Here is a 16,712-nt window from a genome sequence, read left to right as displayed (position 1 = left end):
CATGAACTACTACATCCCGCAGTGGGAGGAGCGTACGTCGTACGGCGTCCGCCGGATCGACCCCTACGCCAAGCTCTTCGAGGACCGGATCATCTACCTGGGCACCCCGATCAGCGACGATGTCGCCAACGCGGTCATCGCCCAGCTGCTCTGCCTGCAGTCGATGAACCCGGACCAGGACATCTCGATCTACATCAACAGCCCCGGTGGCTCGTTCACGGCCTGCACCGCGATCTACGACACGATGCAGTTCATCAAGCCTGACGTGCAGACCGTCTGCATCGGTCAGGCCGCCTCGGCTGCCGCGATCCTGCTCGGCGCTGGTGCGCACGGCAAGCGGATGGCGCTGCCCAACAGCCGCATCCTGATCCACCAGCCCTACACCGAGGGCACCTTCGGCCAGACCTCGGACATCGAGATCCAGGCCAACGAGATCCTGCGGATGCGTGAGCTGCTCGAGAAGATGATCGCCGACCACAGCGGCAAGTCGATGGACGAGGTCAGCCACGACATCGAGCGAGACAAGATCCTCACCGCCGCCCAGGCGGTCGAGTACGGCCTGATCGACTCGGTGCTCGAGTCGCTCAAGACGCCCGCTCTCGTTTGACCATCGGGCCCCGCGCCGCTCCCACACTGAAGGCGCGGCGCGGGGTACCGTCAGTAACTATTCGGACCTAGCAGCACAAGTCGGGGAAGGAAGGCCACTCGTGGCACGCATCGGCGACGGAGGTGACCTGCTGAAGTGCTCCTTCTGCGGGAAGAGCCAGAAGCAGGTCAAGAAGCTCATCGCGGGTCCGGGCGTCTACATCTGCGACGAGTGCATCGACCTCTGCAACGAGATCATCGAGGAGGAGCTCAACGAGGGCTCCGAGGTGGAGATCGCCGACCTCCCCAAGCCGAAGGAGATCTTCGACTTCCTCAACTCCTACGTCATCGGCCAGGAGCAGGCGAAGAAGTCGCTCGCGGTGGCGGTCTACAACCACTACAAGCGCGTCCAGGCCGGCCTCCAGCCCGGCGGCCCCCAGGGCCCCGGCAAGCACGCCAAGGAGGAGCAGGTCGAGGTCGCCAAGTCCAACATCTTGGTGATCGGCCCGACCGGCTGCGGTAAGACCTACCTGGCGCAGACGCTGGCCCGGATGCTCAACGTCCCGTTCGCGATCGCGGACGCCACCGCGCTGACCGAGGCGGGCTACGTCGGTGAGGACGTCGAGAACATCCTCCTCAAGCTGATCCAGGCCGCCGACTACGACGTCAAGAAGGCCGAGACCGGCATCATCTACATCGACGAGATCGACAAGGTGGCCCGCAAGGCGGAGAACCCCTCGATCACGCGCGACGTCTCCGGCGAGGGCGTGCAGCAGGCGCTGCTGAAGATCATCGAGGGCACCACCGCCTCGGTGCCGCCGCAGGGTGGCCGCAAGCACCCGCACCAGGAGTTCATCCAGATCGACACCACCAACATCCTCTTCGTGGTGGGTGGCGCGTTCGCCGGTCTGGAGCACATCATCGAGCAGCGCGTCGGCAAGAAGACCCTGGGCTTCACCGCCGAGGTGCGCGGCAAGGCCGAGAAGGAGTCCGAGGACCTGCTGAAGCTGGTGCGTCCCGAGGACCTCACCAAGTTCGGGCTGATCCCGGAGTTCATCGGCCGACTGCCGCTGATCGCGAGCGTCGAGAAGCTCGACCAGGCTGCCCTGGTCCAGATCCTGACCGAGCCGCGCAACGCGCTGGTGAAGCAGTACCAGAAGCTCTTCGACCTCGACGGCGTCGACCTCGAGTTCACCGAGGATGCGATCACCGCGATCGCCGACAAGGCCCTCGAGCGTGGCACCGGTGCCCGTGGCCTGCGGGCGATCATCGAAGAGGTCCTCCTCTACGTGATGTACGACGTGCCCTCCCGCGGCGACGTCGGCAAGGTCATCGTCACCCGCGAGGTGGTCGACGACGGCGAGATGCCGACCCTGGTTCCTCGCGAGAAGGAAACCAAGAAGAAGTCCGCGTAGCCCGTTTGGGTCATTTTCGCCGCCCGGGTCTGTATTGGCCCGGGCGGTCGGACACAATACGCACTGATGATCATCTGTACCTTTCCAGCTCCGTCACTCGGTAGGGAAGTGGGCACGTGAGGTTCCAGAGGGGCCCGGTGATGGCCTACGCCGCCGTAGTGCTCATCGGCCTGCTCGTGGTCATCCAGACCCTCAGCCCGGACGTCTCCGCGCTGCACCGGGTGCCGCGTACGCTCTCGGGCCAGGCCGACTTCACCGTGATCCCGCCGGCGCCGTCTCCCGGCGTCTCCGGGGTGTCGACGATCCCCAGCACCAGGCCCGATGCGGACCGGAAGAGCGACCGTGAGGACTCCGCCCAGCCTGAGCGCCGGGGCGACGCGAAGCCCGACAAGGCGCCGTCCGCGCCCGCCGAGCAGCCCGACGCATCGCCCTCCGAGGAGCCGACGGCGCCCGCCGACCCCGGTGAGGACAAGGGCAACGGCAAGCCCCCCAAGCTGGTCCCGTCCGTGGGACCGATCCCGGGGATCATGGCGCCGCTGCTGTGGCCGTTCGTGGCCGAGGAGGACGCCCGGCCGGTCGATGAGGCCGTGCCGATGTTCCTGCGGCAGCTGATCGCCGCCGACGCCGGTGTCCCGGTCGAGGACCTTCCGCTGGAAGAGCCCAAGGAAGACCGGGAGAGCGACGAGGCGACCACGGAGACGAAGGAGCCCGACGCGGACTCGACCAAGCACGAGTCCGAGGCCGAACGGGTCGCCGAGGACGCCTGCGAGCTCACCGCCGCGATCGCCGAGGACGTGAAGACGCTGCCCGGATCGAACGAGGCTTCCGAACCGGAGGCCACGCCGGAGTGCGGTGAGGCGTGCGCTGAGCCGAAGACCCCGGTAGGGTCATCGCCCGCAGCCGAACCCGAGGCCACCACCGAATCCGCTGAGCCGTCCGACGATGAGCAGTCCAACACTGAGACGACGGATGCACCGGAGCCGGAGCAGGAGCCGAAGGAAGGCAGCAAGGACGACCAGACTTGTGCCGAGAAGTCGGTGCAGTAGGGATCACTCCGATGGCGACTGCACCACGCCAGAGTGACCGGCCGAGCGAGTCCCCCCGGGCGCTTGGCTGGAGTGAGGGACGAAGCAGGCCCCGGACCGCGATGCGGTCCGGGGCCTGCTCCGTCGTTCGGGCTCTGTCGGCCTGAGGCTCAGGCCTCCTCGGGGACCTCTGCCAGCTCAGCGGTGACGGAGATCTCCGTGGCGTTCTCGTCGACGGTGAAGAAGAGGTCGCCGACGATGTTGCCGACCCGCTTGAGGTCCGGCGCGGCGGCCTCGGCGTCCTTGACCAGCTTGGCCGGGCCGGTGACCTCGGCCTTGGCAAGCGGGTGGCGCATCTTCACCTTCGCGGTCGACTTCGCGCCCCGGATCCCGGTCAGGGTCGCCGCGACGGCGTCCAGCGCAGCCGGGTCGGCGGCCGCAGCGGTGCCGAGCTCGAGCTCACGCGGCCACGCGGAGGTGTGGATGGAACCGGTCTGCCACCACGACCAGACCTCCTCGGTGACGTACGGGAGGAAGGGGGCCAGCAGACGCAGCTGGACGTGGAGAGCCGTGGCGAGGGTTGCGCGCGCGGACTCGGTGGCGAGACCGCCGTCCTCGTCGTAGGCACGCTCCTTGACCAGCTCGAGGTAGTCGTCGCAGAACTCCCAGAAGAACTTCTCCGAGGCCTCCAGTGCCGTGGAGTAGTCGTAGGCCGTGAAGGCGTCGGTCGCCTTGGTGATCGTCTCCTTGAGACGGGCCATCAGCGCGCAGTCGACCGGCTGGGTGATCGCGACCGGGTTCAGCGTGGTCGCGCCGACGTTGCCGAGGACGAACTTGGAGGCGTTGAGGATCTTCATCGCCAGGCGGCGACCGACCTTCATCTGGGTCTCGTCGAACGGCGAGTCCATGCCCGGACGGGTCAGCGCGGCACGCCAGCGAACCGCGTCGGCGCCGAACTTCTCGAGGATCTCGGTCGGGACGACGACGTTGCCCTTCGACTTCGACATCTTCTTGCGGTCGGGGTCGAGGATCCAGCCGGCGATCATCGCGTGGCTCCACGGGACGGTGCCGTCCTCGAGGTGGGCGCGGACGATGCGGCCGAAGAGCCAGGTGCGGATGATCTCGTGGCTCTGGGTGCACAGGTCCATCGGGTAGACCCGGCTGAACAGGTCGGGGTCGGCCTCCCAGCCGCCCGCGATCTGCGGGGTCAGCGAGGAGGTCGCCCAGGTGTCCATGACGTCCGGGTCGCCCTGGAAGCCGCCGGGCTTGCCGCGCTGCGCCTCCTCGTAGCCGGCCGGGACGTCCGTGGACGGGTCGATCGGGAGCTGGTCCTCGCTCGGCAGCAGCGGCTTGTCGTAGTCCGGGTTGCCCTCGGCGTCGAGTGCGTACCAGACCGGGAACGGGATGCCGAAGAAGCGCTGGCGGGAGATCAGCCAGTCACCGTTGAGGCCGCCGACCCAGTTGTCGTAGCGGTGGCGCATGTGCTCGGGCAGCCAGGTCAGGTCGCCGCCGCGGGACAGCAGCTGCTCACGCAGCTCGGGGTTGCGGCCACCGTTGGTGATGTACCACTGCCGGCTGGCGACGATCTCGAGCGGCTTGTCGCCACGCTCGTAGAAGTTGGCCATCCGCTGGGTCTTCTTCGGCTCGCCGTCGAGGTCACCGGACTCGCGGATCATCGCGACGACGGCCTCGCGGGCCGAGTGGACGGTCTTGCCCTTCAGCTCCTCGTACGCCGCGACGCCGGCCTCGGTGGTGATCCACTCCGGGGTCTCGCGGGAGAAGCGGCCGTCGCGGCCGATCAGGGCGCGGGCGGGAAGGTTGAGCTCACGCCACCACTGGACGTCGGTGAGGTCACCCCAGGTGCAGGACATCGCGATGCCGGCGCCCTTGTCCATCTCGGCGGCCTCGTGAGGCATGACGGGGATCTCGACGCCGAAGATCGGGCTGGTGACGGTGCTGCCGAACAGGTCCTTGTAGCGGTCGTCGTCGGGGTGCGCGATCAGTGCGACGACGCTGGGGATCAGCTCGGGGCGGGTGGTCTCGATGTGGACCGGGGTGCCGTCAGCGCGGTGGAAGGCGACGCGGTGGAAGAAGCCGGGGTAGTCCTTCGCCTCCAGCTCGGCCTGGGCGACGGCGGTCTGGAAGGTGACGTCCCACAGGGTCGGCGCCTCCTGCAGGTAGGCCTCGCCGCGGGCCAGGTTGCGCAGGAACGCCTTCTGCGAGGCGGTCTGGGAGACCTTGCCGATGGTCGTGTACTGCTGGTCCCAGTCGAAGGAGAGACCCAGGGTGCGCCACAGGTCCTCGAAGACCTTCTCGTCCTCGACGACCAGCTGGTTGCACAGCTCGACGAAGTTGGGCCGGCTGATCGAGATCTGGCGCTTCGGGTCCGGCTTCTCCGGCGGGGTGAAGTCGGGGTCGTACGGCAGGCTCGGGTCGCAGCGGACGCCGAAGTAGTTCTGGACCCGGCGCTCGGTCGGCAGGCCGTTGTCGTCCCAGCCGATCGGGTAGAAGACCGACTTGCCGTTCATCCGCTGAAAGCGGGCGATGAGGTCGGGGTGGGTGTAGGAGAAGACGTGGCCGACGTGCAGGCTGCCGGAGACGGTCGGAGGCGGGGTGTCGATCGAGTAGACGTTCTCGCGCGGCTGGGTGCGGTCGAAGGCGTAGGTCTTCTCGTTCTTCCACTGCTCGGCCCACTTGGCCTCCAGACCCTCGAGGACCGGCTTGTCCGGTACGGCGACTACGCGCTGCTCAGCGGGCGTAGTCGTCTCCGGTGCGGTCTGCGTGGGCGTGGTCTCAGTCATGGGACCAAATCCTATGGGCGCGCGGTGGCTGGCGCGAAACCGGTTGAGACCGGCGTTGCACAGTCGCCATGCTTCGGTCATGGGCACCATCGACTTCTTCACCGATCCAGCCGAGTTCCTCGCCAACGCGTCGGACTACCTCGCCGCGGAGCCGGTGACCGCCAACGTGGTCGCCACCAATGCGGAGAAGGCCACCCGGATGGAGCAGGAGGGGCCGTACCGCTGGTTCGCCGTCGCCCGCGAGGGTGACCGGGTCATCGGGGCGGCGATGCGGACGGCCAGCTTCGAGCCCTACCCGCTCTACGTGTGCCCGATGCCCGAGCCGGCGGCGCTCGAGCTGGCGCGTGCGCTGCATGCGAGGGGCGAGTACGCCGGTGGGGCCAACGGCGCGCTCCCAGCAGCCCGGACGGTGGCCGAGGAGACCGCCCGGCTCGCGGGCGGGCGGGTGAGCGTCGCGATGGCGTCGCGTCTGCACGAGCTCGGCACGCTGGTGATGCCGTCCGGCGTGCCCGGGCACGCCCGCCCGGCGACGTACGACGACCTCGAGCTGTGCCGGGAGTGGCTGGCCGACTTCGGGCACGCAGCCCGGGAGCAGTCCTCGAACAAGGCGTACGCCCACGAGCACGCTGCGGTCAGCGAGGACGAGGTGCGGCGCCGGATCGAGGAGTTCCTGCTGCTGTGGGAGGTCGACGGTGAGGTCGTGTCCCTGATCGGTGCGACCCTGCCGGCGCACGGCGTGGTCCGGATCGCGCCGGTCTACACGCCGAAGGAGCAGCGGGGCCACGGCTACGGCACCGCGGTCACGGCCGAGGCCTCACGCCTCCTCGGCGCCGACGGCACCCGGTTGTGCCTGTTCACCGACGTCGACAACCCCATCTCCAACCACGTCTACGCCAAGATCGGCTACCGCCCCGTCGTCGACATGGCCAACCACACGATCGTCCCCTGACCTGCCGAGTCGGCTCGTTAGAACGAGCCGACTCGGCGGGGGTTGCGGTCAGGATGAGCCGACTCGGCGGATCAGTCGACGGTGAAGCGGCGGCCGAGGTAGTGGTCGACAGCCGGCCAGATGTGGCCCTCGACCTCGGCGGCGTTGGTCCACCGCAGAGACCAGCCTTTGCCAGCGGCGGTGGTGATGTCGGCGGAGCGGCGGCCGCTGCTGCTCTGCTTGAGGTGGAGGGCGCGGATCTCGTCCCAGGGGACGTAGGCGGCGTTGGACGCGGTGGCGAGCTCGGCGGGTGACCTGTCCAGGGCGCGCTGGATCAGCTTCCTGCCGGGCGAGCCGGAGGTGACCGAGGCGAGGCCGGTGGCGAGGCGGTCGGAGCCGGAGGGCTTGAGCAGCATCAGGCCGGTGTCGGTCACCAGCAGCGTACGGAAGCCGTCGCCGGAGATCGGGGCCAAGGCGCCGATGTAGCCGTCGGGCGGCGTCGGGGCCGGCGTCTCGGGGGCGGTGTGCGCCTGCGCCTCGTTGTCGACCTGAGCGTCGAGCTGGTGCACCCAGGCGCGCAGTGCGGCGGCGTAGCCGGGGGAGCCGAGGGCCTCGTAGGCGAGGTCCTCGGGATCGACCTCCTGGCCGGCGATGTCGACCAGCCGCCACGGACCGGCCCAGCTGAGCTCGTAGCGTGCCTTGTCCTCGCCGACCAGCTCGTGGGCGATGGCGGCGCCCAGGAGCCGAGCGATGACCCGCCGCTTCGTCGAGGTGTCGTCCTCGGGGGTCGTGGACTCGACCTCGACCAGGTCCAGGAGCGCGTCGAGGTTGCCCGAGGCGATGAGGTCGAGGGCGCCGCGGACTGTGGCCGGCACGATCTGGTTCTCCTGCATCGCGTTCAGCAGCGTCTCGGCGTTGAGTGCCGCGGCACGGGCCCCTGCGACGCTGACGATCTCGGCCATCGGCGCCGGGGTCAGGCCCGAGCCGGCGAACGTCTTGTCCTCGAGGGCGAGGAAGTTCTGGGACGGGTAGCGAAGGATGCTGGCGGCGTTGCCGGATTTGTCCGCCTCGTCCGCAGAGGCCATCGCCTCCAGCCGCTCGATCCGCTCCGACAGCGGCGGGTGCGAGTCGTAGGCCGAGGTCTTCGACTCGGGTGGCGCCGCGCTGATCCTGGCGAGCTCCTCGAGCCGCTCGGGGTCGCTCATCAGGTTGGTGAAGTTGTCGAAGAAGCGCGTGGGCCGCAGGCCGTAGTGGGTGCCGGCCTCGACGTACTGCTCCAGATAGATGTGCCAGGCGGCATCGAGCGCGGGCAGGGTGCGCAGCGTGACGGCCGCGGTCCGCGGCCCGGCGACCGTCGCGCTGAGCTGGTCGGCGTCGATCTCATGGGCGTGCGCGAGCGGGCGGGTGAGCGAGAAGAAGAGACGGGCGTACGTCCGGAACGGCCGCTTCACCAGCGGGTTGGAGAGGCCGGCGGCGACCTCGGCGATCGCCAGCCGGCTCCGGTGGATCAGGGCGCCGAGCCGGGTGTGGCTGGTGCTGTGGTGGCCGAGCTCGTGGGCGAGCACCGCGTGGAGCTGGTTGCGGGAGAGGCCCTGGAGGAGAGGTACGCCGAGGAACATGCGCCGGGTCCCGGTCCTGAGCCCGAGGAGGCTGGTCTCCTCGCTGACCGCCGCATTGACCTCCGGCACCAGGCGGATCTCGTCCGGGGCGCGGGTCCCCGCGGTGGCGGCCAGATCGCGGACCTCCGCCCACAGCCCGGGCTGGTCCTGCTCGGTGAGGACGAGCCCACCGGGGTCGCTCGAGGTCCTGCTGCGCCGCCGTGGGGCCATCTGCTGACCGACCAGCGCGAAGGCAGCCAGGACGTAGGCAACGGCCAGGAACATGACCGCGAGAGCAGCCCGGAGCGTACGCATGAATGGTGGACCTTGTGGGGGATGGGGGTCAGTCCGAGATGAGTGGGAGGGTACCGGGTCTGGTAATTCGCTGGGAAGCGCCTGCACCCGAAGCCCAGGTCCGCCGCTCTCCGCCTGCTGCGCGCCACCATGCGGGCGCGCTGGCGGCGTTGACGCCGCTCAACAGACGCCCGGTATGCCTTCGCGGCGTCGCCTTGCCATCACACCCGCCTGATGGCGCTCGCGACGGCGGCCATCGGCGGACCTGGGCTTAGACTCGACCCGATGACTGAGACTCCCGCGCCGCGTCTGGCGGCCACGATCGAGGAGGTCTGGGAAGCGCTGCAGTCGCGCTGGCCCGAGACCCGGCTCGAGCCTTCCCTGGACCGGATCCGTGCCCTGCTCGAGATCCTCGGTGATCCGCAGAACGCGTTCCGGATCATCCAGCTGACCGGCACCAACGGCAAGACCTCCACCTCCCGGATGATCGACACGCTGCTGCGGTCCCTCGACCTGCGCGTGGGGCGGTTCACCTCGCCGCACGTGGAGCGGATCAACGAGCGGATCTCGATCGACGGCGAGCCACTGACCGACGACGAGTTCGTGGCCGCGTTCAACGACGTCGCCCACTACCTCGGCATGGTCGACGACGACCAGCCGCACCCGCTGTCGTTCTTCGAGTCCATGGTCGGGATGGCCTACGCCAAGTTCGCCGAGGCCCCGGTCGACGTGGCCGTGGTCGAGGTCGGGCTGGGCGGCGGCTGGGACGCCACCAACGTCGCGAACGCCGATGTCGCCGTGGTGACCCCGATCGCGGTCGACCACGCGAAGTACCTCGGTGACACGCCGGTCGCCATCGCACGCGAGAAGGCCGGGATCATCAAGCCGGATTCGGTCGCCGTGATCGCCGAGCAGTCCGTCGAGGTCGCCGCGGTGCTGGACCAGCACGCGGCAGAGGTCGGCGCCCGGCTGCTGTGGGAGGGCACCGACTTCGGGGTCGTGTCCCGCACCCCGGCCGTCGGTGGACAGATCCTCACGCTGCGCGGGCTGCGGGGGGAGTACGAAGACCTCTTCCTGCCCCTCTACGGCGCCCACCAGGCGCAGAACGCGGCGACGGCGCTGGCCGCGGTCGAGGCGTTCCTGGGAGACACCGTGCTGGCCGATGAGCTCGTACGCGACGCGTTCGCCAAGGTCGACTCGCCGGCGCGGCTGGAGATCATGCGGTCGTCTCCGACGGTCCTGCTCGACGCGGCCCACAACCCGGCCGGTGCCGAGGCTACGGTCGCCGCGCTCGAGGACTCCTTCTCGTTCTCGGGTGTCGTCGGTGTCATCGGCGTGATGGGCGACAAGGACGTGGAAGGCCTGCTCGCCGCCTTCGAGCCCCACCTCGAGCATCTCGTGGTGACCCAGAACTCCACCGAGCGCGCCCTTCCGGCCGTCGAGCTCGCGAAGGTCGCCGTCGACCTCTTCGGCGAGGACCGGGTCTCGGTGGTCCCGCGTCTCGCCGACGCCATCGACGCCGCGATCGGCCTGTCGGAGTCCTCCGGCGGCGGCTCGATCTCCGAGGGTGCGGTGCTGGTGACCGGCTCCGTGGTGACCGCCGGGGAGGCGCGTACGCTGCTGGGCTCCCGTGGCCCCGCCGCCCGGTCGGCCGCGACCGCCCGGGTCGTGCCGACCGCCGACCCGGAGCTGGAGGCCTATCTGGAGGCGGACGCAGATGACGAGTGAGCGGGAGAAGTCGCCGCGACGCGGCATGTGCGCCGCGATCGTGTCGATGGAGGGACTCGCGGTCGCGCTGGCCGCGCCCGTGATGATCTCGATCGGCGGGGTCTCCGCCGGGCTGGCGCTCCCGCTGGGCCTCGGGTTCTTCGTGGCCTGCATCCTGGTCGCCGGGCTGCTGCGCCGCCCCTGGGCCTACTGGGTCGGCTGGGCGTTGCAGGTCGTCGCGATCGCGATGGGCTTCCTGATCCCGGTCATGTTCGTCGTCGGTGTGATCTTCGCGGTCCTGTGGGGCATGGCCGACATCCTCGGTCGCAAGATCGAGAGCGAGCGTGCCGCGGCCTTCGAGGCGTTCGATCGGATCGCCGCCGAGGAAGACGCCGCGGAAAGCGCTGAGGAAAGCGCCGGGGAAGAGGCCGAGCCCAGGTAGGTTGGCTGCCGTGGAGGAGCGCGACGAGCTGCAGATGGCGACGGACGAGACGCCGACCGACTGGGCACTGTGCCCGGCGTGCGGCAACGCGCTGGTGCTGCGACGGCCGCGGACGCGTACGGCTCACTACGCGCACAAGGCCGGGGAGTCGTGCCGGCTGGTGGGCGCGCAGCTGCGGCGTACCAGTTCCGGGTGGGCCGTCGGCGGCGGCGAGGACGACCCGGACAGCCTGGAGAACCTCTTCGACCTGATCGAGGACGAAGCGCCCGGTCGCTAGCGCGCGAGGGCCCCGGTGAGCGCGGTGAGCGCCCGATCGAGCTCGGCGTCGGTCACTCCGCCGAAGCCGATCACCAAGCCGGCCAGGCCGCTGGTGCGGGCGTAGGTGGAGAGCAGGTTGATCTCGAAGCCGGCCGCCCTGGCGGCGTCGCGGGCTCTGCGTGCTTCCATCTCGGGCAGCAGCCAGGTGGAGTACATGCCGGCGAGCGGGCCGGCGAGCGTGGCGTAGGGGCTCATCGCCTCGGCCACCCTCGGGGCACGCTCGGCGTAGACGCGGCGGGCGGAGCGTACGGCCCGGTCGAGCCAGCCGTCACGCAGCAGCGTCAGGAGCGCGCGCTGCGAGGGCCAGGCGGCGCCTGCGTGGGTGATGGTGCGGCGGCGCAGGATCAGCTCGTGCAGGTCGGGCGGCGCGACCAGCCAGCCGAGACGCAGTGTCGGGACCACCGACTTCGCCGCGGTGCCGAGATAGACCACCCGGCTGCGATCCAGCCTCGCCATCGCGGGCACCGGCGCGACGTCGTAGCGGAACTCTGAGTCGTAGTCGTCCTCGATCACCACCGCGTCCGCTCGTCTGGCGGCCTCGAGGAGGGCCAGCCGGTCGGCCGCTGGCATGACGCGCCCCAGCGGGTGCTGATGCGCCGGCGTGACGTACGCAGCCACCGCATCACCCAGGTCGCCCACCGTCTCCACGGCGGGCAGGTCGATGACCTCGCGTCCGTAGGTGAGCACCGTCTCGGCCGCGGCCCGGTATCCCGGGTCCTCCACCACAACCGGCCCGGGGCGCAGCTCGGGAAGCAGCGCTCGGAGCCCGTCGGTGGTGCCTGCGGTCACGATGATCTCGTCCGGATGGAGGTCCAGGCCGCGGGTGCGTCCGAGTCTCGCCGCAAGCGCCTCGCGCAGCTCGAGCAGCCCCCGCGGATCGTCGTAGCCACGCGGGGGAGTGGCGACCGAGACCTCCCGCCACGCCCGCCGCCACCCCGGCTCCAAGCGCGGATCGAAGAACGGCGTGCCCGTGTCCAGCCCAGAGGTCACCCCCGTCGGCCCAGACGTCGGCGCCGTCGGCCGAGACGTCACCTGGGGCGCTGCTGCGTTCGTGGTGCGGGTCGCGGTGACGTACGTCCCGGATCCGCGGCGCGCCTCGAGCCAGCCCTCGGCGGTGAGCTGGTCGTAAGCCTGCTCGGTCACCGCGCGCGAGACGCCCAGGTCTGCCGCGAGCGCACGGCTCGAGGGCAGTCGGTCGCCGGTCCCGAGGGTGCCGACGAGGACCAGGGCGCGGACCTGGCCGGCGAGCTGGGCGGGTAGCGGCTCGCTGGAGGTGCGGTCGAGGATCACGGGGAGCATCGTTGAATGGCCTGTCGGAGTGGGTCGGAATTGGCCCGTGCATGCAGGCCACTTCGCTACCAGGATGGTGCCATGAGCACGACGTTGTCACCCACCCCACGCACCCGGATCAGCCGCGGCAAGAACCGCGCCGTCCCCGACCGCGAGCGCCTCCACGCCTTCCTCGGCGAGGCGCTCATCGCCCACCTGGGCGTCACCGTCGGGTCGGGCGAGGAGGCCCACCCGGTCGTCCTGCCCACGGCGTACGGCTTCGATCTGGACGGCCCGGACGCAGGCGGGTCGCTCTACCTGCACGGCTCGGTGGCCGCCGGCTGGCTCGCGCGGGCGCTCGAGCGCGACGTGTGCGTCACGATCACCGAGCTCGACGGCCTGGTCGCGGCGCGGAGCGGGTTCCACCACTCGATGAACTACCGCTCGGCCGTGGTCATCGGCCGCCCACGTCTGGTGGAGGACCCGGAGGAGCGCGAGCGTGCCCTCGCGCTGGTCGTCGACCAGATGATCCCCGGCCGCTGGGACACCCTGCGTCCGGCCACTCGTAAGGAGCTCGCCGCGACCGCCGTGCTCGCCCTCCCGCTCGCCGAGGCGTCGATGAAGGCGCGCGCCGAGGGCCCTGTCGACGACCCGGAGGACATCGAGGCCGGCATCTGGGCGGGCGTGATCCCGATCCGCCGCGTCGCCGGCACACCGGTCACCGCCGTAGACGCGACCGGGCAGGCGCCGGAGGATGTCGCACGCCGCGCGGCCCAGATGGGGGCCACGGCGGGGTAGTCGAACTCCCTGGACTACCCGCTCAGCGCGTCGGAACGCCAGAACAGCCAGCCCGAGACCGCGAACAGGGCGGCGTACAGCGCACTGATCATCACGATGTCCCGGGCGCCGTCGACGTCGTCATGGAGCCCGGCGGCGATCGCGATCAGGCCGACAAGAAGTGTGGCGAGGGCAGCGGCACCGACGGCGAACGCCATCCCGCGGGCCCGGAACCGAACCACGAGCGCGCCGAGCACGACGATGGCGATGGGGGCGAGGTACATCATGTCCGCGCGCCCGCCGTCGCCGATGATCCCGAGTGCACCGGCGCCGAGGACGAGAAGGATCGCGGTGCCGACGGCGGCGATCCCGCCGAGCACGTACAGGTTCTTGGAGGTCATGCTCCGAACCTAGGGCGCGGAGTCGGGAGGATGCGGGGAGGAGATGTGCAGGTCTCGTGCAGATCTCCTCCCCAGCGATTTAGGTGAGACCTAGGAGAGCCCTGCGCGGCGCAGCGCGTCGGCCATCGCGCTGTTTGCGGGCGCCGGAGCGGGGCGACTCTGCGGACGACCGCCGCCCTTGCCGCGCGGCTGGCCCTTCCCGCCACCACCGCCACCGCGCTGGCCACGGTTGCCGCCACCGGCAGCCTTCGGCTCGCCCGGCGCGGGCGCGTCGTCGTTGAGCCGGAGCGTGAGCGAGATCCGCTTGCGGGCCTCGTCGACCTCCTGGACCTTCACACGCACCACGTCACCGGAGCGGACCACGTCGCGCGGGTCCTCGACGAACTTGTCCGACATCGCGGAGATGTGGACCAGGCCGTCCTGGTGGACGCCGATGTCGACGAAGGCGCCGAAGGCGGCCACGTTGGTGACGGTGCCCTCGAGCACCATGCCCGGGCGCAGATCGGATACGGCGTGGACCGAGTCGTCGAAGGTCGCCGTCTTGAACCCCGGGCGCGGGTCGCGTCCGGGCTTCTCGAGCTCGGCGAGGATGTCGGTGACCGTCGGCAGGCCGAACTTCTCGTCGACGAACTCCGACGGCTTCAGCGACTTCAGCGCAGAGGTGTTGCCGATCAGTGACCCGATGTCCGCCGACGCCTTGTCGAGGATGCGGTTGACCACCGGATAGGCCTCGGGGTGCACGCCGGACATGTCGAGCGGGTCGTCCCCGCCGCGGATCCGGAGGAACCCGGCCGCCTGCTCGAACGCCTTCGGGCCGAGCCGCGCGACCTTGGTGAGCTCGCGGCGGGTGCGGAAGGGGCCGTTGGCGTCGCGGTGGGCGACGATCGCCGAGGCGAGCGACTCCGTGATCCCCGAGACCCGGCGCAGCAGCGGAGCCGAGGCGGTGTTGAGGTCGACGCCGACGCCGTTCACGCAGTCCTCGACGACCGCGTCCAAGGACTTGGAGAGGCCGTATTCGGGCAGGTCGTGCTGGTACTGCCCGACGCCGATCGACTTCGGCTCGATCTTCACCAGCTCGGCCAGCGGGTCCTGAAGGCGGCGCGCGATCGACACCGCCCCACGGATCGACACGTCGAGATCCGGGAGCTCGGCGGAGGCATAGGCCGAGGCGGAGTAGACCGAGGCGCCCGCCTCGGAGACCATCACCTTGGTCATCTTCAGGTCCGGCAGCAGCTTGAGCAGGTCGGCGGCGAGCTTGTCGGTCTCGCGCGAGGCGGTGCCGTTGCCGATCGCGATCAGGTCGACGGAGTGCTTCTTCGCCAGCTTGGCCAGCGTCGCCAGCGATCCGTCCCAGTCGCGCCGCGGCTCGTGCGGGTAGACCGTCGAGGTGTCGACCACCTTCCCGGTCGCGTCCACGACGGCCACCTTCACGCCCGTCCGGATGCCAGGGTCGAGGCCCATCGTGGCCCGGGTGCCGGCCGGCGCGGCCAGCAGCAGGTCGCGAAGGTTGTCAGCGAAGACCGCGATCGCGGCCTCCTCGGCGGCGGTGCGGATCCGGGTGCGCATGTCGAGCTCGAGGCGGAAGAGGATCCGCGTACGCCACGCCCACCGCACCGTCTCGGCCAGCCACTTGTCGGCCGGACGGCCGGAGTCCGTGATCCCGAAGCGAGAAGCGATCGAGCGCTCGTAGTCGGTGACCTCGCCCGGCTCCGGCTCCTCGGCGTAGGGGGAGAGGGTGACGTCGAGCACCTCCTCCTTCTCCGCACGGAGGACGGCCAGGGTGCGGTGCGACGGCAGCGAGGCGTACGCCTCCGAGAACTCGAAGTAGTCGGAGAACTTCGCCGCGGCCGGGTCGTTCTCGCGACCCTCGCGGACGCGGGTCACCAGGCGACCCTGCTTCCACATCCGCTCCCGCAGCGTGCCGATCAGGTCGGCGTCCTCACCGAACCGCTCGACCAGGATCGCGCGAGCGCCGTCGAGCGCGGCCTTGGTGTCGGCGACCTGCTCCCCGAGGTACTTCTCCGCCTCGACGACCGGGTCCAGGGTCGGGTCGGCCAGCAGCCCGTCGGCCAGCGGCTCGAGCCCGTTCTCGCGGGCGATCATCGCCTTGGTGCGCCGCTTCGGCTTGAACGGCAGGTAGATGTCCTCCAGCCGCGCCTTCGTGTCGGCGGCGAGGATCGAGGCCTGCAGCTCGGGGGTGAGCTTGTCCTGCTTCGCGATCTCGGCGAGCACAGCGGCACGCCGCTCCTCCAGGTCGCGCAGGTAGCCGAGGCGCTCCTCCAACGTACGCAGCTGGGCGTCGTCGAGGCCGCCGGTCACCTCCTTGCGGTAGCGAGCGATGAACGGCACCGTCGAGCCCTCGTCGAGCAGGGCGACCGCTGCGGTCACCTGCGCCGGGCGCACTCCGAGATCTTCGGCGATGCGGGCCGGGATGGCGGCCATCGAGTCTGCGAGCGTCGGAGCTGATGGGGTTGTCGTCACGGAGCGCCATCCTGCCGCATCCCACCGACATGGTCTCAACGTGGCCGACAAGGGCACAGCAGCGATCGGCCCGAACGTGCCCGGACCGGCCCGCCCCGATACGCTCGGCCCCATGACGCAGCGCACGTTCGTGATCCTGAAGCCCGACGCCGTCCGCCGGGGCCTGGTGGGGGAGATCCTGTCCCGCTACGAGGCCAAGGGCCTCTCGATCGTGAAACTGGAGCACCGCACCATCGACGCGGGCATGGCCGACGAGCACTACGCCGAGCACGTCGAGCAGCCCTGGTACCCGCCGCTGCGTGACTTCGTCACCTCCGGCCCGCTCGTCGCCGCCGTCCTCGAGGGCGACGAGGCGATCGAGGTCGTCCGCGCGCTCAACGGTGCCACCGACGGCCGCAAGGCCGCCCCGGGCACCATCCGCGGCGACTTCTCCCTCTCCAACCGCGAGAACCTCGTCCACGGCTCGGACTCGCCCGAGTCGGCCGACCGCGAGATCAAGCTCTGGTTCAGCGCCTGAGAGTCTGACCGCAGATCGCGCCGGTAGCCCTACCGGCGCGATCTCTCATTTGCCCTGGAGACCGCTTTCGCAGGCCTCCGTGAGCCGTTCCGCAACACCCGGTGAACACAGGCATCCCCTGGTTCGGCGACGTGGATGCACCCCGTATCGTTGC

Annotated in this window: 14 protein-coding genes; 9 read left to right on the top strand and 5 right to left on the bottom strand. The window is 70.2% G+C overall.

Annotated elements, in window-relative coordinates:
• The first annotated feature begins 1 nt into the window (after position 1).
• The 3 genes from ABTW65_RS21990 to ABTW65_RS21980 all read left to right on the top strand — a co-directional run bounded on the left by ABTW65_RS21990 (position 2) and on the right by ABTW65_RS21980 (position 3,046).
• Positions 2 to 607, top strand: coding sequence for an ATP-dependent Clp protease proteolytic subunit (locus ABTW65_RS21990; RefSeq protein WP_091049270.1), 606 nt, complete (start codon positions 2 to 4; stop codon positions 605 to 607).
• A gap of 100 nt (positions 608 to 707) precedes the next feature.
• Positions 708 to 2,000 (top strand): ATP-dependent Clp protease ATP-binding subunit ClpX, encoded by a 1,293-nt coding sequence (gene clpX / locus ABTW65_RS21985; protein WP_141803564.1) that lies wholly within the window; start codon positions 708 to 710, stop codon positions 1,998 to 2,000.
• A gap of 116 nt (positions 2,001 to 2,116) precedes the next feature.
• Entirely contained in the window at positions 2,117 to 3,046 is a 930-nt protein-coding gene (locus tag ABTW65_RS21980) for a hypothetical protein (RefSeq protein WP_350664038.1), read from the top strand.
• Positions 3,047 to 3,195: 149 nt separating this feature from the next.
• On the opposite strand, the gene valS is transcribed toward ABTW65_RS21980, so the two are convergent.
• Positions 3,196 to 5,826 carry a valine--tRNA ligase gene (gene valS / locus ABTW65_RS21975; RefSeq protein ID WP_350664036.1) on the bottom strand — a complete coding sequence of 877 codons (2,631 nt, stop codon included), beginning with the start codon at positions 5,824 to 5,826 and terminating at the stop codon, positions 3,196 to 3,198.
• 79 nt (positions 5,827 to 5,905) lie between these two features.
• Here valS and ABTW65_RS21970 point away from each other — a divergent pair, with 79 nt between their 5' ends.
• Positions 5,906 to 6,775 carry a GNAT family N-acetyltransferase gene (locus tag ABTW65_RS21970; protein WP_350664034.1) on the top strand — a complete coding sequence of 290 codons (870 nt, stop codon included), beginning with the start codon at positions 5,906 to 5,908 and terminating at the stop codon, positions 6,773 to 6,775.
• A 71-nt stretch (positions 6,776 to 6,846) separates the two neighbouring features.
• Here ABTW65_RS21970 and ABTW65_RS21965 read toward each other — a convergent pair whose 3' ends face one another.
• Positions 6,847 to 8,667 (bottom strand): M48 family metallopeptidase, encoded by a 1,821-nt coding sequence (locus ABTW65_RS21965; RefSeq protein WP_350664032.1) that lies wholly within the window; start codon positions 8,665 to 8,667, stop codon positions 6,847 to 6,849.
• A 264-nt stretch (positions 8,668 to 8,931) separates the two neighbouring features.
• Here ABTW65_RS21965 and ABTW65_RS21960 point away from each other — a divergent pair, with 264 nt between their 5' ends.
• The 3 genes from ABTW65_RS21960 to ABTW65_RS21950 are packed head-to-tail and all read left to right on the top strand — an operon-like array spanning position 8,932 to position 11,072.
• On the top strand, positions 8,932 to 10,374 hold the full coding sequence (locus tag ABTW65_RS21960; protein WP_350664029.1) for a bifunctional folylpolyglutamate synthase/dihydrofolate synthase: 1,443 nt from the start codon (positions 8,932 to 8,934) through the stop codon (positions 10,372 to 10,374).
• The gene (locus ABTW65_RS21955) at positions 10,364 to 10,795 is read left to right on the top strand and encodes a DUF4233 domain-containing protein (protein ID WP_350664027.1); all 432 of its coding nucleotides are present in this window, start codon (positions 10,364 to 10,366) and stop codon (positions 10,793 to 10,795) included. Before ABTW65_RS21960 ends, ABTW65_RS21955 begins: the two co-directional genes overlap by 11 nt.
• A 10-nt stretch (positions 10,796 to 10,805) precedes the next feature.
• The gene (locus ABTW65_RS21950) at positions 10,806 to 11,072 is read left to right on the top strand and encodes a competence protein CoiA family protein (protein WP_350664025.1); all 267 of its coding nucleotides are present in this window, start codon (positions 10,806 to 10,808) and stop codon (positions 11,070 to 11,072) included.
• Here ABTW65_RS21950 and pdxR read toward each other — a convergent pair.
• Positions 11,069 to 12,412, bottom strand: a complete 1,344-nt coding sequence (pdxR, locus tag ABTW65_RS21945) for a MocR-like pyridoxine biosynthesis transcription factor PdxR (RefSeq protein WP_350664023.1) — start codon at positions 12,410 to 12,412, stop codon at positions 11,069 to 11,071. The two genes, ABTW65_RS21950 and pdxR, sit on opposite strands and share 4 nt — an antisense overlap.
• A 72-nt stretch (positions 12,413 to 12,484) precedes the next feature.
• Between pdxR and ABTW65_RS21940 the strand changes: the two genes are divergently transcribed.
• Positions 12,485 to 13,180, top strand: a complete 696-nt coding sequence (locus tag ABTW65_RS21940; RefSeq protein WP_350664020.1) for a pyridoxamine 5'-phosphate oxidase family protein — start codon at positions 12,485 to 12,487, stop codon at positions 13,178 to 13,180.
• Between the two features lie 14 nt (positions 13,181 to 13,194).
• Here the strand turns inward: ABTW65_RS21940 and ABTW65_RS21935 are convergent, their stop codons facing one another.
• Together ABTW65_RS21935 and ABTW65_RS21930 are read right to left on the bottom strand one after the other, a co-directional pair.
• A complete protein-coding gene (locus ABTW65_RS21935) occupies positions 13,195 to 13,560 on the bottom strand; it encodes a hypothetical protein (protein WP_350664018.1) in 366 nt (121 codons plus the stop codon).
• A gap of 90 nt (positions 13,561 to 13,650) precedes the next feature.
• Positions 13,651 to 16,041 (bottom strand): Tex family protein, encoded by a 2,391-nt coding sequence (locus ABTW65_RS21930; RefSeq protein ID WP_350664016.1) that lies wholly within the window; start codon positions 16,039 to 16,041, stop codon positions 13,651 to 13,653.
• Positions 16,042 to 16,153: 112 nt separating this feature from the next.
• Between ABTW65_RS21930 and ndk the strand changes: the two genes are divergently transcribed.
• The gene (gene ndk, locus ABTW65_RS21925; protein WP_350664014.1) at positions 16,154 to 16,558 is read left to right on the top strand and encodes a nucleoside-diphosphate kinase; all 405 of its coding nucleotides are present in this window, start codon (positions 16,154 to 16,156) and stop codon (positions 16,556 to 16,558) included.
• Positions 16,559 to 16,712: the final 154 nt, after the last annotated feature.

The sequence above is a fragment of the Nocardioides sp. NPDC127503 genome (genome assembly GCF_040302165.1).
GTDB lineage: Bacteria > Actinomycetota > Actinomycetes > Propionibacteriales > Nocardioidaceae > Nocardioides.
The sequence above is the reverse complement of the archived record's forward strand: the minus strand, read 5'-3'. Positions and strand labels throughout refer to the sequence as shown.

What these genes read in the sequence shown, in the direction of transcription:
- ABTW65_RS21970 (WP_350664034.1), top strand. Translation starts at nt 5,906, where the DNA reads ATGGGCACCATCGACTTCTTCACCGATCCAGCCGAGTTCCTCGCCAAC.
- ndk (WP_350664014.1), top strand. Translation starts at nt 16,154, where the DNA reads ATGACGCAGCGCACGTTCGTGATCCTGAAGCCCGACGCCGTCCGCCGG.
- ABTW65_RS21965 (WP_350664032.1), bottom strand. Translation starts at nt 8,667, where the DNA reads ATGCGTACGCTCCGGGCTGCTCTCGCGGTCATGTTCCTGGCCGTTGCC.
- ABTW65_RS21935 (WP_350664018.1), bottom strand. Translation starts at nt 13,560, where the DNA reads ATGACCTCCAAGAACCTGTACGTGCTCGGCGGGATCGCCGCCGTCGGC.
- ABTW65_RS21955 (WP_350664027.1), top strand. Translation starts at nt 10,364, where the DNA reads ATGACGAGTGAGCGGGAGAAGTCGCCGCGACGCGGCATGTGCGCCGCG.
- pdxR (WP_350664023.1), bottom strand. Translation starts at nt 12,412, where the DNA reads ATGCTCCCCGTGATCCTCGACCGCACCTCCAGCGAGCCGCTACCCGCC.
- valS (WP_350664036.1), bottom strand. Translation starts at nt 5,826, where the DNA reads ATGACTGAGACCACGCCCACGCAGACCGCACCGGAGACGACTACGCCC.
- ABTW65_RS21990 (WP_091049270.1), top strand. Translation starts at nt 2, where the DNA reads ATGAACTACTACATCCCGCAGTGGGAGGAGCGTACGTCGTACGGCGTC.
- ABTW65_RS21960 (WP_350664029.1), top strand. Translation starts at nt 8,932, where the DNA reads ATGACTGAGACTCCCGCGCCGCGTCTGGCGGCCACGATCGAGGAGGTC.
- ABTW65_RS21940 (WP_350664020.1), top strand. Translation starts at nt 12,485, where the DNA reads ATGAGCACGACGTTGTCACCCACCCCACGCACCCGGATCAGCCGCGGC.